This is a genomic window from Candidatus Eremiobacteraceae bacterium (assembly GCA_036511855.1).
GTDB lineage: Bacteria > Vulcanimicrobiota > Vulcanimicrobiia > Eremiobacterales > Eremiobacteraceae > JABCYQ01.
The window spans coordinates 1-14,700 of the sequence record DATCBN010000017.1; the positions used below are offsets into that span (position 1 = coordinate 1).

Below are 14,700 nucleotides of genomic sequence, written 5' to 3' on the forward strand. Positions count from 1 at the left end.
CTGCCGTAACCATTGCCGCCGAACGGCGACTGGTTGTAGCCGCCGATGGATGGCTGACCGAATCCGCCTTGGAAGCCTCCCTGAAATCCGCCCTGGCCGAACCCGCCTTGACCGAAGCCGCCTTGAGAGACGCCGTTCTGACCGAAGCCGCCCTCTTGGACGCCGACGTTGCTCGGCTGCGGATTGAACACCGACGACGGCGCCACTTGCCCGCTGGCGTTCGTCAAAATGCCGACGACTTCGGAGACGTCTGCATAACGCAACCGAATCATCTTTGTGACTTGCACGTTCGAACTCGGCGCCGGTGTCGGGCGCGAGTACGATGACTGCGGACTGCCGAACTGCGGCTGCTGGCCCGGCGCCGGCGGCACGTCGACCACGTAGACGCCGCCGGGCGATGTGGAGATCAGCGGATGCACGGGCGACGTGAGCGCGAACGTGATGGTCAACGTGGTGCCGAATTGCTGCAGTGCGACCGTCTGCACGTTCCCTACATTCACCGACTCGAGCGTGGGCACGTTTGGCGACGCGCTGGCGCCCGTTATCTGTAATATGTAGTTCGTGGTGGCCGCCACCGTGCTCGGACGCATGGCGACCTGGCCGTTGAACTGCAAGAGCACCCGCGTGTGCCCGTTCGGCAGTTGCTGCGATTGGATTCCGACCAGCACCGGTGCCGCGGCGAGCGCAGGACCGGCCAAGGCGACGATCAGCACGCTCAACGCGGTGATGATCGATCGCACGCTATTCATGGGTTTGGCTTCGCGGTTGAGAGGCCCGTGCCTGCCCTACGCGCATCGTCGGATGAATGGACGCTGAACAAGCGTAGCAAGCCAATCATCACGATGTTGGCCACCATGCTAGAGCCGCCATATGAGACGAAGGGCAGCGTGATACCGGTGAGCGGCACGAGGCCTACGACACCGCCTACGATAACAAATACCTGAATTCCCAGGATTGCCGCGAATCCCGTCGCTAGCAATCCTGTGAATCGGTCGTCTGCGAAAAACGCGATGCGTAGACCGCGCATGACGAGCGAGAGATATAGCGCTAGGAGCGCGAATCCGCCAAGCAAGCCGAATTCCTCAGCCCAGGCCGCGTATACATAATCGGTGGCCGCGTCCGGAATGAAACCGGGCTGCCCCAAATGATAACCTGTTCCAAGCAGTCCGCCTGCAGCCAACGAAAAGAACCCTTGCTCGGGTTGGTAACCACGTCCGAGCGGATCGCTCCATGGATCGAGCCATCCTTCAACGCGCGCGCCGACATACGAGTAGTGCGCGGCGACGAACCACGCGCCGGCCGCGAAGATCATCGCGAACAGGAAAACGAGATCTGCGCGCCGCGACGCCGCGTAGAGCATGATGAGAAAAATGCCGAGGAAGAGCGCCGCCATCCCCACGTCGCGCTGAAACGCAAGACTGACGATCGAGATGCCCCAACCGAGCACGAGCGGGCCGAGCAGCCGCGCATTCTCTCTGAGATGGGTGAGCGGCGTGGCTGCGATCGCAAGGCCGTTCTCGGCGAGATACGCCGCCATGAAGAACACCATGAACAGCTTCGCGATTTCGACTGGCTGCGCGTTGAACCGTCCGATGCTGAACCACAATCGGGCCCCGTTGACCTCATGGCCGAAAAACCGCAGCAAGACGAACAGCAACAGCGACGCCGCCACCCACGGATAGACGACGGCCGCGAGGCGGCGATAGCGCGCGAAGAGCGGACGGCAGACCAGCACGACCGCGATTCCCAGCAACATCCATTGCGCTTGATGGCCCGCAAGGTCCGCGTCGAGACGCGCGACGACGAGCAATCCGACGCAGCACAACGCCGCCACCAACGGCAGCAGGGCCGGATCGCCGTCCGGTTCAGTCATGCCCCAAATCAAGAAGCCCGCACCGACGAGCGGGATGGGCCACCAAGCGATCGGGCCGTCAAGCGGGAGCAAAACGATGAGAGCAATGGCGCATCCGGCCACCACCACGAAGAGCGGCGCGTCGCTTCGCCTGAACCGAAGTGAGTTTATCGCAGCGAGTGCTCGCGCCACTGATTGACGATGGAATACGCTTCGTCGACGGAGCTCACCGGCAGACCAGCGCCGATCTCGCTGCGTGCCGACGCGCTCAACGTTGAAGCTTGAATGCCGAGATGGCCGCGCTCGACATGGAGCGGCACGCCAAGCACCGATATCGGAAGCCCGCCGTACAGCGTGACCGAGCCGCCTTGATCGACGCCGAGGTAGAGGTGGCTGTCGGATTCGCGCACGGCGACGGCGGCGAGCGTGGCCACCCAAAATAGGCCGAACGCGAGGAACAGCGCGGCGATTTGCATGCGCGAATTGCGCCGCAATCCGACTTTATCTTTTTGCGTGCCGTGCTCGGTGGCGTCGCGCACGAACACGACGGTGGCGTTGTCGGAACTCCCAAGCGCGCGCGCACCGCCGACGATGCGCTCGGCGATCAAATTCGGCCGGTCGTTAGCGCTCACGTAGGTGTGGAGATCGTTTCGCGCGACGCCCCGGCAAGCACCGTCGGTGCAGAGCAGCAAGGCGTCGTGTGGGAAGAGCGTGTAGTGCGTTATTTTTGGCGGCGTGTTCACGGCCGGCTCGAGGCCGAGCGCGCGCGTGAGAAGCGGCGGCGCAATGCTGAGACGATCCGCCCCCTGACCCGTTCCGCTGGGGACAAAGTCGGTGACGATCGATTCGTCAGTGGTGAGCTGCACGAGTTCGCCGCGCCGCATGAGGTAGGCGCGCGAATCTCCGATGTGGGCGACGAACGCTTCGTCGCTGACGATCAACACGAGGCTGCAGGTGCACCCCGAGCCGACATAATCGTCGCTGCCTCCGCTTATGCGAAGCAGGCGATCGTTGGCGTCGGCGAACGCGCCGACGAGAAGCTCGCGCAAGTCGTTGCGAGTGAGGCTGCGCGACGGAACCGTCGCTCGGCGCAGCTCGCGCCTAACATGATCTCGTACGGAGTCGATGACGACCGTGGCCGCGGACATGCCCTGTGGACGTCCGAATCCGTCGGCAACCGCGAGTAACGTGACGTTCTTGTGCAGCTGTTCCGCGCACCAAGCATCATCGTTTAACCGCTGGGCTGTACCGACGTCGGTGGTCACCGCGACTTCCATCCGAGCCGACGACCTTTCGAAAAGGCTAGTGATGCGCGCGCCCCGATCGCGCGATTCCTTGGAACACAATTTGGTTGGTTCCGAGGCCAATCCTGTCGCCGCGCCGGAGCGCAGTAGGTGTTTCGATTCGTTCGCCGTTGACGAAGGTCCCATTTGTGGACGCCAGGTCTTCGATGCTGGCGATGGTGCCATCGCAATGCAGGCGTGCATGCCACTTGCTTACGGCAGCGTCGTCGAAGGGAACAACGCAATCACGAGCTCGACCCAACAGTGCGCCGTTCTCAACATCGACCCGCTGCACGGGTTGACCTGGTCTGCGGACTTCGATGCGGGCGACGAGGCGACCGACGCTTTCTTCAGGATCGCGAGGCGTCCGGCGGCGATGCCGGCCGTCTCCAAACGCCCACAGCGCGACAGCCGCGATCGCCACCGTCACAGCGAGCGACACCCAACGGATGACCAGCGGATCGGTCATGCCGGCCGACGTTCAAGCCGGGCGTAGAAAAATCCGTCGGCGCCGTCAATGCCCGGAACGATCTGCAGATACGGCCCTCGCATCCGAATTTCAGAGCCGGTTCCTTCCGGGGATTCCCGAGCGAGGGTGATCGGGACTGCTTGCCACTCCCGGTTCGAAACGAGAAACGCGTCGACCGTCTCTTCATCTTCTTTCTCATGCGTCGAGCACGTCGCGTAGACCAGCGTGCCTCCTGGTTTCACCTTGGCCGCCGTGCTTGCGAGGATCGCTCGCTGAACAGGCGAGAATCTTGCCGGATCATCCGGCCGCTTTCGCCAGCGAGCATCGGCGCGCCGCCCGAGCACACCCAACCCGGAGCACGGCGCATCCACGAGCGCACGGTCGGCGCCGTCGGGCACCGAATCAGGCAATGCCGTGCGAGCGTCCGCGCGCACCACGGTGTTGCTGGATTGGCGCGCGCCGTCTCGGCGCAAGACGGCAAGCTTCGAATCGTCATCGTCCACCGACACCACGCGTCCGCGGCCGCCGAGGCGTCCGTTGATCATGCCCGTCTTGACGCCCCTTCCTGCGCAGATATCGAGGATCGTTTCGCCCGGCTGCGGGTCGAGAAGGTGCACCGCCAACTGACTCTCTTCGCTCTGGACCGTATATGCGCGAGCGGCGTCGGTGAGGGAATCGACGATCGCGGTTTCCGGCACGCCGTATTGGCCGGGTTTCGCGCCGGGCGGCGGGCTCTGACCCGCGCTCATCCGCACCGCGCGCCGCGGCGCACCGTTGAGTCCTTCGGCGGCACGCAGCGCGTCGTCGAATCCGAAGCGGGCGATGAAGTGAGCGGCGATCCAATCGGGAAGCGATGCGTAGATGCCGAGCGCGCTCGCGGGATCGTCAGCGGATGGCCGCGGCGGCTTGAGCCGCTCGATCGCGATCTTTCGCAACGCAGCATTGGCGAGCCCGGCCGTACCCGCGTGGCCGTGCGATCTCGCGAGCTTCACGCTCTCGTCCACCGCGCCGTGCGCGGGCACGCGGTCGAGATACAGCAATTGATACGCGCCGAGCAGCAGAACCCAGCGCAGCGGCGGGTCCAGGCTTTCGAGCGGCCGGCGAAGCGCGGTCTGCACCGACCACGCGAGTGCACGCTGCATCTTGAGGGTGCCGTAAGCGAGTTCGGTGGCGAACGCGGCGTCGCGCGGAGCGAGCTTTGCGACTTTTAGTTCGGCGTCGAGGTCGCCGGTTGAATCGCCGCCCCGCAAGAGCGAACGCAATGCGGCGTCACGTGCGGTCACACGCGAAGCCCGCGCGCGAACTCTCGGCCGCTCATCTGGCGTTTGCCTTCGGGAATGACGGTTGTCAACCGCAGCGCGCCGTCTACCGTGGCGACGATCGGCTCACCGTCCGCGGTCATGCTCAAAGTGCCGGGCGGTCCTGTGGGCGGGCGGCTTTCGGAACATGCGGCAAGGATTTTCAGCCGCCTCCCTTCGTGCGAGATCCACGCGCCTGGTTTGGGAGAAAACGCCCGCACGCGATCGGCGAGCTCTTGCGACCGCTCCGTGAATCGAAGCTCGAGGTCCGGCTTTGAGATCGGCCGCGTGTACGTCGCTTGTGATTCATCTTGCGGCATGCGCACAAGTTCGCCGCGATGAAGTAGATCGAGTGCGGCGAGCAGCGCTCGCGCGCCGATCTCCGACAGACGGTCGTGCAGCGCCCCGTAATTCTCGTCGGGCTCGATGTCCGTCGCGGCTTGCAGCGCGATGTCGCCGGCGTCCATGCGCGCCGCCATCCACATGATCGTGACCGCGGTGGTCGCGTCGCCTGCGAGCAATGCCGCCTGGATCGGCGTCGCACCCCGGTACTTCGGCAGCGCGCTTGGATGCACGTTGAGCGCCGGCATCGCTGGATTCGTGACGAGCGCGGCGGGAAGGATCTTCCCGTACGACGCGCACACGAGCGCGTCTGCCTGAAGTGCGATCACGCGTCTCACGAAGTCACCGTCCAGTTTCACCGGCGTTTCAACCGCGAGCCCGATTTCGCACGCTGCATCTTTGACCGGCGATGGCGACATGGACAATCCGCGACCCGATGGTTTGTCGGGTTGCGTGACCGCAAGGACGACGTCGTGCTCATCTGCGAGTGCGCGCAGAATCGGCACGCCAAAGGCCGACGTGCCGAAGAAAATGACGCGAAGTGCCTTTGCCACTTTAGGCCTGTAGTTCGTGACTGGCCTCGGCCTCCGCCTGAATTTCGACTGGAACGGCCTCGCGGATGTCGGTGGCTTTGTCGATGATCAAGATCCCGTCGAGGTGATCGACTTCGTGCTGAAAACATCGGGCGAGCATGCCCTCAGTCTCGAGACGCATTTTCTTGCCGTGACGATCGAGGCCGGTCACCGTGCATTTCTCCGCTCGCGTGACGTCGCCGATCTTTCCCGGTATGGATAAGCAGCCTTCGGTGGCCACGGATTCGCCTTCGAAATCGGAAAGCACGGGGTTGATGATCGCGAACGGCCCCTCGTCTTCGCCGACATGGACGACGATGATGCGTTTGGCGATGCCGACTTGCGGTGCGGCAAGACCGATTCCGGGCGCCTCGTACATGGTTTCGAACATGTCATCGATCAGTTGCTGGGTGAGCGGCATCTTCAATTCGAGCTCGCTGACCTTCTTCGACACTTTGCGAAGGATCGGATCGGGCTCGATGACGATGCGGCGTTTGTAGGCCATTGCTCTCCGTTGTGCCGGGATTACAGTATATACTGCGACAAATCGTGGTCTTTGACGATGTCCGCGAGACGCTCCTCCACGTATGCGCGGTCGACGACCACATCGCCGGCGCGCTCGGGCGCCTCGAACGATACGCCTTCCAGCACCCGCTCCAACATCGTGTGGAGGCGGCGCGCGCCGATGTTCTCGGTGCGCTCGTTGACGAGCGTCGCGAGTTCGGCGATGGCGTCGATGCCGTCATCCGGAAATGACAGCGTCACGCCGTCGGTGGCCAAGAGCTGGCGGTATTGCTCGATCAGCGCGTTCTTGGGCTGCGTGAGAATGGTTTTGAAGTCGTCCTTGGTGAGGCTGTCCAACTCGACGCGGATTGGGAAACGACCCTGCAGTTCTGGGATGAGGTCGCTCGGCTTACTGACGTGAAACGCCCCGGCTCCGATGAACAACACGTGATCCGTCTTCACCGGACCGTGTTTGGTGATGACGGTCGATCCCTCCACTATAGGAAGTATATCGCGCTGGACGCCCTCCCGGGAGACGTCGGGTCCTCGCGAACCATCGCCGCCACCAGCGATCTTGTCCATCTCGTCTACGAAGATGATGCCGTTCTCTTCCGCGCGCCGCACGGCTTCTCGCTTGAGCACCTCGGTATCGACGAGTTTCGCCGCTTCTTCTTGGGTGAAAACGCGGCGCGCGTCGGCGACGGTGACCCGCCGCTTGGTCCGCTTCTTCGGCAAGATCGATCCGAGAATATCGCCCATGTTGCTTCCCATCTCGTCCATCTGCGCGCCGCCGAACGCACCGACGATCTGAGGCGTTTCTTCCGTTTCGATTTCAATCATCCGGACGTCGTAAAATCCCGAACGAAGTTCGTCTTTGGTCTGGCGGCGTTTAGCTTCGATGTCCTCCGAGCGCGGCGGGGCCGGCGCGTCCGCGGCCGCGCTCTGCTGCGGGCCGCCGAGCATAGCGTACAGACCCGTCAAGGGATTAGCCGCGGCGGAATGTGCCTTCGTGGAGGGCTCGAGGATGTCCACAAGACGCTCGAGCGCTAGTTCTTCTGCTGCATCGCCGGTTTCAGCGATGCGTTCGGCTCGCACCATGCGGATGGCGGCCTCGACCAGATCGCGGACCATCGATTCCACATCGCGCCCGACGTAGCCGACCTCTGTATACTTCGTAGCCTCGACTTTTACGAACGGTGCACTGACGAGCACCGCAAGCCGGCGCGCGATCTCGGTCTTGCCGACGCCGGTGGGACCGATCATCAATATGTTCTTCGGAATGACTTCGTCGCGCATCTCGCCCTGCAGGCGTTCGCGGCGGTACCGGTTGCGCAACGCGACTGCCACTGCGCGCTTGGCTTGAGCCTGGCCCACGATGTAACGGTCGAGTTCGGCGACAATGCGCGCTGGTGTGAGGTCTTGCGGATGCATGTCTATTACTGCGCGAGAGGCATGACGACTTCCGTCCGGTACTCGTGCGGACCGGCGACTTCCGTCGGATCGTTCAGATAGATCTCCCAATTCGGCCCGGCTTGGCGCTTGCCGTTCTTGGCGGCCCAATCGGCGAGCGCCGCGCCAGCGTCGGGCAAGCGTTCGTACGGTCCGATGTGCACGGTCGAAGCTACCGGCCCCGCAGGGAGTTCTCCGGCGATGACTCGCTCGCTGCCATCCGCCGCGTTTGCGATTGGCATCCCGGCTTCGAGGTCGATATTCGCACCGTCGATCTTATGATACCGCGTATATGGCATGCCGGCCGGCTGGATGCCGTGCTCGCGCAGATGGCCGCCGACGGCCGAGAGAAATTCGCCGATCGATTGCGCGATTTGTGGAATGGTCGTCGCGCCGCGAACAAAGAGCGTAGGTTGTGCGGCGACAGTCTTCGTTGCGATTTCGTAGGCCATGGCCCAGCTATTCTGGGCGTCGGTTGCCTCACCCCGCCACGTGGGGGCTGTACTAGGGCAAGCCTCGCATGCCCAGTTCTGCAGGAGGGTGAGCAACGCTCACCCATGGGCAAGCGATGATTGCCCTCCTACATAATCGGAATTGGGTTTACTCTTGGTCCGAGCCCGGCATGTCGACGCGCCACATCTTGGCCGGGTCGGTCTCGAACGGATAGATGTGAACCATCCAGTTGAACAATACCGGTTGGAACCGTCCGTTCGCGGCGTCGCACGCGGTCAGCGTGTTGATCGATCCGAGCAATCCGAATTGCGCGCCCGCGCCCAGATATTGCGATTTGCTTGTTCCGGGCGGTCCCCAGCAGATATTGACGTGCTGATGCCAACGCGCGATGCTCAGCGGTAAGCGCGCGTCGAGTTGATCCGGCGTTGCCGATCTCGGCGCGGTGTACATCGCGCCCATGAGCTTGTATCCGTCGCCGTCCTTTTCGTAGAGAAGCGATGTCGGGCGGGTAGCGTCGAAACCGCGCTCGGCCGCCATGGCGTTGCTTCTGTTCGTGAAATGGTAGCGAGGCTGTTTGACCTTCGCCAAGAATTGCACGTAGCCGTCGGCTTCGGCGACGCGGTAGTCCTGGTACTTGGCAAGCGTCGTGCGAAGTGTGGCCACCACCGCGTTTGCGCGCGCCTGATCGCCGGACTGCATAGGCCGCGTCGGCGACAGTTTCATATGCGGTCCCATCGACATGTCGGATGATTCGGCGGCCGTTTGCGGCATCGTCATCGAACCGCTCATCGCGACCTGATGCTTCGACATATCGCACGAATCGCCGCAGCTGACGGGCGTGACTGCCGCATGCGAAGACGCCTTGACGGCCCCGAACAGGCACAGCGCGGCAGCGAGCACCGCGATGGAGACGACGACTCGTTTCATGACTTTCTCCGTTTCCTACCTTATCTTTATATTATACGGCCTTAAGTGCGCGCGCAATGAAAGGCCGATGACAATCGGATGAGAGGGATGAGAACTCTCTGAAGAAGATTTCTTGCCAATCGGCAGAATACGACGCCCGTCCGACACTAGAGGAGGGCGCTCATTGAACGTTGCCGTGCCGAAGGAATCCGCCCCTGGGGAATGTCGCGTAGCGGTGACCCCGGATATAGCGGGCCGGCTTGTGAAGTCCGGGCTGCAGGTCAGCGTCGAATCGGGAGCCGGCGCCGCGGCCGGTTTTCTAGATGACGCCTACCGGAATGAGGGCGCGACCATCGCTCCCGATGCGGCCACGCTATATGGCGGCGGCGATTTTGTCTTAAAGGTGCAGCGACCCAACGCTTCAGAGATCGCAGGTCTTCGCAAAGGCAGCGCGCTCATCGCGTTTCTTCAGCCGCTGATGTATCCAGCCGACGCATCCGCGCTGGCAAAACAGGGCGTGACTTCGTTCAGCATGGATGCCATACCGAGAATCAGCCGCGCACAGAGCATGGACGCGCTCTCGTCGCAATCCACCGTCGCCGGATATAAGTCGGTGCTTTTGGCGGCCAACGCACTGCCGAAGTTTTTCCCGATGCTCATGACCGCGGCAGGCATGATCCGGCCCGCGCGCGTGCTCGTGCTCGGCGCCGGCGTCGCCGGCCTTCAAGCAATCGCGACCGCACACCGGCTTGGAGCAGTCGTCACCGGATTCGATCTGCGCGCGGCCACGAAAGAACAAGTTGAAAGCCTAGGCGCATCTTTCATCTCGCCGCCGATCACCGGGGAAGGATCCGGCGGATACGCGCGCGAGCTTACGGCTGACGAACAAGCCGCCAATCGCGAAGCGTTAGGAAAGGCCGTTGCGGACTCGGACGTCGTCATCACCACAGCGCTCGTGCCAGGGCGCAAGGCGCCGCTCCTCATCACCGACGCGATGGTGAAAGCCATGCGCCCGGGTTCGGTGGTGGTGGATCTCGCCGCTGAGGCTGGCGGAAATTGCGAATGCACCAAGCCCGGTGAGAATATCGACGCGCACGATGTCCACATCCTCGGGCCGTTCAACGTACCATCGTCCATGCCGCAGCACGCAAGCCAGCTCTATGCGAAAAACGTCAATGCGCTCTTCACGCATCTGGTGAAGGACGGCGCGCTCAATGTGGACATGAGCGATGAAATCACAAAAGGCGTGTGCATCACACGCGACGGCGCGATCGTGAACGAGGCCGTGGCAAAACTCGCGACCGGAGGAGCGGCATGACCGAAACGCTACTGTTCGAACTCACCGTTCTCGTTCTCGCGGTCTTCGTCGGCTTCGAGGTCATCTCGAAAGTGCCGTCGATGCTGCACACGCCGCTCATGTCGGCCACGAACGCTGTTCACGGCATCGTCGTCGTCGGTGCGATGCTGGTGGCCGGCGCCGCAATCGGAGGGACGACAGGCACCGTCATCGGCGCGGCCGCGATGGTGCTGGCGGCTATTAACGTGGTGGGCGGATTCACCGTCACCGGCCGGATGCTGCAGATGTTCAAAGCGAAACCGGGGCCGAAGCAATGAGCGCGCTGGACACGTCGCTCGCGCTGGCTTACCTCGTCACCGGCATTCTCTTCATCATTGGTCTGAAGTTCTTAAGCTCGCCTGCCAATGCAAAGCGCGGCAACACGCTTGCCGCGATCGGCATGGTCATCGCGGTGGCGGCCACCTGCCTCGATCAGCATATCGTCACGTGGCCCATCCTCATCGCCGGCGGCGTTGTCGGCGCGGCCATCGGCTACTTCACGGCGCGCGCGGTCAAGATGACGGCCATGCCGCAGATGGTCGCGCTGTTCAACGGCGCGGGCGGCGGGGCGGCGGCGCTCGTCGCCGGCGGCGAGTTCCTCAAGTTATCAGAGTACGGAAGCGCATCGGCCGCCGACATGGTGCCGGTCGTGCTGAGCCTCATCATCGGCTCCATCTCGTTCGCTGGCAGCCTGATCGCGTTTGCAAAACTACAAGAACTGATGCCGGGACGCCCCATTACCTATCCGGGGCAGCAGATCGTCAACGCGCTCATCGCGCTGTCGGTGGTCGGTCTTGCGGTTTGGCTCTCGATGGGCAACCTCGATCCGGCGTTCTTCATCGGATTGGTGGTCGCGGCCGCGCTGCTCGGCATACTCGTGGTGCTGCCCATCGGCGGCGCCGACATGCCGGTCGTCATCTCGTTGCTCAACTCGTTCACCGGCGTTGCCGTCGCCATCACCGGCTTCGTTCTGTCGAACACCGTCCTGATCATCAGCGGTACCCTGGTCGGCGCATCCGGAACGCTGCTCACCATGCTCATGGCCAAAGCCATGAACCGCTCCATCGGGAACGTACTTTTCGGCGCGTTCGGCAGCGTTGCAGCGGTCGACGCAGGAGCGCCTGGCACCGCGGCAAGCGCGTCCAACGTCCGGTCCGCGTCGGTCGAAGACGTCGCCACCCTTCTCGCGTATGCGCGGAGCGTCATCATCGTGCCGGGCTACGGAATGGCGGTTGCGCAGGCGCAGCACGCCGTGCGCGAACTCTCGGCCAACCTTGAAAAGCGCGGCGTGGACGTGAAGTTCGCCATCCATCCGGTCGCGGGGCGCATGCCCGGCCACATGAATGTTTTGCTCGCCGAGGCGAACGTGCCGTACTCGCAGTTGCACGAGATGGATGAGATCAATCCGCAGTTCGAACACGCCGACGTCGCGCTGATCATCGGCGCCAACGACGTCACCAATCCGGCGGCGCGCAACGTGACGACGAGCCCAATCTATGGCATGCCGATCCTCGACGTCGACAAGGCGCAAAACATCGTGGTTCTCAAGCGGTCCATGAACCCCGGCTTCGCGGGCATCGACAATCCGCTGTACGAGAATCCGAAGTGCATGATGCTGTTCGGCGATGCGAAGGCCACCGTGAGCGCGCTAGCGGCGGCGGTGCCGACCGCGTAGCCCGATGTAGGAGCCGACCTTTATGGTCGGCTCTGCTTGCCCTAGTACGGATACCCGTCTACGAGACTATCACGCTCGGGCGCGGATTCACGATTCAAACCACGCGCCGCGCGAATCTTCGCCGGCCTTCTTCAAACCGAGCTTTTTTGCAAGCGCGATCGATGCGGCGTTAGCTGGTTCGATCGTGGCGCGAATCGTTCGTGCGGCGTAATGTTCTTTGATGTGACTGACGACTGCGCGACACGCTTCCACCGCGTAGCCATGTCGCTGGTGCTCCGGGAACACCAGATACGCAAGGTCGGCGCGTCCGTCAGCGTGCACGGTCGCCTGGAACCATCCTACATAGTCGGCGCCGCGCAGTTTTGCGACCCAATTCAGCCACGCTTGGGCCCCGTCAGGCGATCTGCGCGGCTCCCATCGCCGGTACTGCTCTTCGAGAATGTCGACCGATTTGGGCGGCTCCGAGTCGAGAAATTCGTACAACGTCGCATCGCGCAAGCGGGGAAATAATTCCGGCGCGTGCGCCGGGACCAGCGGTTCGAGATCGAGCCGCTCGGTTTGAAGCGCGATCAATCCGCTACAGTGTCTCGACCGAGATGTCGGAGTTCGTGTAGATGCAGATGCGCGCTGCGATCTCAAGCGCCTCCCGAGCGATCTGTTCCGCAGAGAGCGCGCTATTGCGCACGAGGGCCTGTGCGGCCGCTTGCGCATACGGTCCACCGCTGCCGATAGCCGCGACGTCGTCGTCCGGCTCGACCACATCGCCCGTACCCGACAAGACGTACAAGTGCGCTGTGTCGCCGACGATGAGCAATGCCTCGAGCCGGCGCAAGAATCGGTCGGTGCGCCAATCCTTCGCGAGTTCAACCGCCGCGCGTGAGACGTTGCCGTGGAATTCGGAGAGCTTGGCCTCGAACTTCTCGAGGAGCGTGATGCCGTCGGCCGCCGATCCGGCAAACCCGGCGAGCACCTTGCCGTCGCCAAGGCGGCGGATCTTGCGCGCCTTATGCTTCATGATGGTGTTGCCGAACGTGACCTGACCGTCGCCGGCGATCGCAAGCTTGCCATCGCGTCTGACGGCGCATATCGTTGTTGATCGATTCATGCGGTGCACATTACGGGGCAAGCGTTGCTTGCCCTAGTACAAACGGAGAAAAAAACGGGGCAAGCGATGCTTGCCCTAGTACGGGCTTGCCCTCCTACACAGGTACGGCGGCGAGGCGTTCGGCGGCGAGCGCGGCAGCCATCGCGTCGATGATGGTCAGCGCGCGCTCCGCCATCGCATGACGGCGTGCGCGCTTGTCGCGCACTGGCGTGTCCAGCGCCGCGACGTATGCGAACGTCACGTTCTGCGGCTGAAAGTCGTGCGAGGTGCCGTCGGACAGATACGCCAGCAACGCGCCGTGCGCGGTTTCCGGCGGCGGCGCGAACGTTTCCGCCGATCCGCGCAGCCGCCTTACCGCGTTCACCGCGGCCATGATACCTGTGGCCCCCGCTTCGACGTAGCCTTCGCAACCACTCACTTGCCCTGCCAAGAAGAGATTCGGCGCGCGCCGCAGCGACAGATCGGGCGCGAGCACACGCGGCGCGTCGACAAATGTGTTGCGGTGCATCACGCCAAGGCGCATCCACTCCGCCTGCGCCAACCCCGGCAACTTCCCGAACGCCGCCTTTTGCGCCGGCCACGAGAGCCGGGTTTGAAATCCCACGAGGTTGTATGCGGTGCCGGCAGCGTTCTCGCGGCGCAATTGCACCACGGCATACGGGCGCCGGCCGGTGCGAGGATCGATCAGGCCGACGGGCTTGAGCGGACCGAACCGCAAGGTGTCTTCACCGCGGCGCGCCATCTCTTCGACCGGAAGGCACGCTTCGAAGAACGGCACTTTGCCCGACGCGGCGTCGGTCTCGAATCCGTGCGGCTCGTGCTTCTCCGCAGCGACGAGATCGTTCACGAGCGTGACGTATTGATCGCGGTCGAGCGGGATGTTGAGATAGTCGGCGCCGCCCCCTTTATCGTAGCGGGAAGCTTCATAGACTTGGGTCATGTCGATGGTATCGGCCGCGACGATCGGCGACGCGGCGTCATAGTAGTGCAACTGTTCCGCGCCGCATACATCGGCCAACGATTTTGCAAGCGCCTCGGACGCGAGCGGTCCGCACGCCACGAGCGTCAACTCGTCAGGATCGAGCGACGTCACCTCTTCGCGTCGAACCTCGATGCGCGATTGACCGGCAATCCGCGCTTCCACGTGCGCGGAGAATGCGTCGCGGTCCACGGCCAGCGCGCCGCCCGCCGGCACGGCCGACGCGCGAGCCGCTTCGACGACAAGCGAGCCGAACCGAGACATCTCTTCTTTTAGTAGTCCGACGGCATTCTCGACGGCCGATGCTCGAAGGCTGTTGGAGCAGACGAGTTCGGCAAGCGCCGCCGTCTTGTGCGCGCCGGTCTGTTTGACCGGCCGCATCTCGTACAGCGTCACGGGCACACCGAGCGCCGCTGCCTGCCATGCGGCTTCGCTGCCGGCAAGTCCGCCGCCGACGATCTTGAGGCGGCGCACCGC

16 protein-coding genes are annotated in these 14,700 nt (G+C 63.4%); 3 read left to right on the forward strand and 13 right to left on the reverse strand.

The genetic code is table 11. The features are described 5' to 3' along the window. The 10 genes from VII69_02625 to VII69_02670 form a co-directional block, all read right to left on the reverse strand. A partial coding sequence (locus VII69_02625) for an AMIN domain-containing protein (protein HEY5093993.1) occupies positions 1 to 749 on the reverse strand: 749 nt, incomplete at its 3' end. Continuing rightward, positions 746 to 2,044 (reverse strand): FtsW/RodA/SpoVE family cell cycle protein, encoded by a 1,299-nt coding sequence (locus tag VII69_02630; GenBank protein HEY5093994.1) that lies wholly within the window; start codon positions 2,042 to 2,044, stop codon positions 746 to 748. The genes VII69_02625 and VII69_02630, both read right to left, overlap by 4 nt. Next, positions 2,020 to 3,117: a protein phosphatase 2C domain-containing protein gene (locus VII69_02635; protein ID HEY5093995.1), complete on the reverse strand. Its 1,098-nt coding sequence runs from the start codon at positions 3,115 to 3,117 to the stop codon at positions 2,020 to 2,022. Before VII69_02635 ends, VII69_02630 begins: the two co-directional genes overlap by 25 nt. Positions 3,118 to 3,154: 37 nt before the next feature. Further along, entirely contained in the window at positions 3,155 to 3,604 is a 450-nt protein-coding gene (locus VII69_02640) for an FHA domain-containing protein (protein HEY5093996.1), read from the reverse strand. Beyond that, positions 3,601 to 4,887, reverse strand: a complete 1,287-nt coding sequence (locus VII69_02645; protein HEY5093997.1) for a transcription antitermination factor NusB — start codon at positions 4,885 to 4,887, stop codon at positions 3,601 to 3,603. Before VII69_02645 ends, VII69_02640 begins: the two co-directional genes overlap by 4 nt. Next, positions 4,884 to 5,798, reverse strand: coding sequence for a methionyl-tRNA formyltransferase (gene fmt, locus VII69_02650; protein ID HEY5093998.1), 915 nt, complete (start codon positions 5,796 to 5,798; stop codon positions 4,884 to 4,886). Before fmt ends, VII69_02645 begins: the two co-directional genes overlap by 4 nt. Before the next feature lies 1 nt (position 5,799). Continuing rightward, positions 5,800 to 6,321: a peptide deformylase gene (gene def / locus VII69_02655; GenBank protein HEY5093999.1), complete on the reverse strand. Its 522-nt coding sequence runs from the start codon at positions 6,319 to 6,321 to the stop codon at positions 5,800 to 5,802. Positions 6,322 to 6,341: 20 nt separating this feature from the next. Beyond that, positions 6,342 to 7,751 carry an ATP-dependent protease ATPase subunit HslU gene (gene hslU, locus VII69_02660; protein HEY5094000.1) on the reverse strand — a complete coding sequence of 470 codons (1,410 nt, stop codon included), beginning with the start codon at positions 7,749 to 7,751 and terminating at the stop codon, positions 6,342 to 6,344. A gap of 5 nt (positions 7,752 to 7,756) precedes the next feature. Then, complete coding sequence (locus tag VII69_02665; GenBank protein HEY5094001.1) at positions 7,757 to 8,221, reverse strand: GyrI-like domain-containing protein; 465 nt, start codon at positions 8,219 to 8,221, stop codon at positions 7,757 to 7,759. Positions 8,222 to 8,369: 148 nt separating this feature from the next. After that, positions 8,370 to 9,149 (reverse strand): hypothetical protein, encoded by a 780-nt coding sequence (locus tag VII69_02670; protein HEY5094002.1) that lies wholly within the window; start codon positions 9,147 to 9,149, stop codon positions 8,370 to 8,372. A gap of 175 nt (positions 9,150 to 9,324) precedes the next feature. On the opposite strand from VII69_02670, the gene VII69_02675 reads away from it, so the two are divergent. Genes VII69_02675 through VII69_02685 form a run of 3 tightly spaced genes read left to right on the forward strand, consistent with a single transcriptional unit; the run spans position 9,325 to position 12,139 of the window. Then, on the forward strand, positions 9,325 to 10,446 hold the full coding sequence (locus tag VII69_02675; GenBank protein HEY5094003.1) for a Re/Si-specific NAD(P)(+) transhydrogenase subunit alpha: 1,122 nt from the start codon (positions 9,325 to 9,327) through the stop codon (positions 10,444 to 10,446). Then, entirely contained in the window at positions 10,443 to 10,742 is a 300-nt protein-coding gene (locus VII69_02680) for an NAD(P) transhydrogenase subunit alpha (protein ID HEY5094004.1), read from the forward strand. The genes VII69_02675 and VII69_02680 overlap by 4 nt, the downstream gene beginning before the upstream one ends. Further along, positions 10,739 to 12,139, forward strand: a complete 1,401-nt coding sequence (locus VII69_02685) for an NAD(P)(+) transhydrogenase (Re/Si-specific) subunit beta (GenBank protein ID HEY5094005.1) — start codon at positions 10,739 to 10,741, stop codon at positions 12,137 to 12,139. The genes VII69_02680 and VII69_02685 overlap by 4 nt, the downstream gene beginning before the upstream one ends. 87 nt (positions 12,140 to 12,226) lie before the next feature. On the opposite strand, the gene VII69_02690 is transcribed toward VII69_02685, so the two are convergent. The 3 genes from VII69_02690 to trmFO all read right to left on the reverse strand — a co-directional run bounded on the left by VII69_02690 (position 12,227) and on the right by trmFO (position 14,697). After that, entirely contained in the window at positions 12,227 to 12,712 is a 486-nt protein-coding gene (locus VII69_02690) for a GNAT family N-acetyltransferase (GenBank protein ID HEY5094006.1), read from the reverse strand. Positions 12,713 to 12,716: 4 nt separating this feature from the next. Beyond that, positions 12,717 to 13,244 (reverse strand): ATP-dependent protease subunit HslV, encoded by a 528-nt coding sequence (hslV, locus tag VII69_02695; GenBank protein ID HEY5094007.1) that lies wholly within the window; start codon positions 13,242 to 13,244, stop codon positions 12,717 to 12,719. Positions 13,245 to 13,338: 94 nt separating this feature from the next. After that, complete coding sequence (gene trmFO / locus VII69_02700) at positions 13,339 to 14,697, reverse strand: methylenetetrahydrofolate--tRNA-(uracil(54)-C(5))-methyltransferase (FADH(2)-oxidizing) TrmFO (protein ID HEY5094008.1); 1,359 nt, start codon at positions 14,695 to 14,697, stop codon at positions 13,339 to 13,341. Positions 14,698 to 14,700 lie beyond the last annotated feature (3 nt).

Coding starts and splice junctions, on each gene's coding strand:
- VII69_02640 (HEY5093996.1), bottom strand. CDS start 3,604: ATGACCGATCCGCTGGTCATCCGTTGGGTGTCGCTCGCTGTGACGGTG.
- def (HEY5093999.1), bottom strand. CDS start 6,321: ATGGCCTACAAACGCCGCATCGTCATCGAGCCCGATCCGATCCTTCGC.
- hslU (HEY5094000.1), bottom strand. CDS start 7,751: ATGCATCCGCAAGACCTCACACCAGCGCGCATTGTCGCCGAACTCGAC.
- VII69_02665 (HEY5094001.1), bottom strand. CDS start 8,221: ATGGCCTACGAAATCGCAACGAAGACTGTCGCCGCACAACCTACGCTC.
- VII69_02670 (HEY5094002.1), bottom strand. CDS start 9,149: ATGAAACGAGTCGTCGTCTCCATCGCGGTGCTCGCTGCCGCGCTGTGC.
- VII69_02680 (HEY5094004.1), top strand. CDS start 10,443: ATGACCGAAACGCTACTGTTCGAACTCACCGTTCTCGTTCTCGCGGTC.
- VII69_02685 (HEY5094005.1), top strand. CDS start 10,739: ATGAGCGCGCTGGACACGTCGCTCGCGCTGGCTTACCTCGTCACCGGC.
- hslV (HEY5094007.1), bottom strand. CDS start 13,244: ATGAATCGATCAACAACGATATGCGCCGTCAGACGCGATGGCAAGCTT.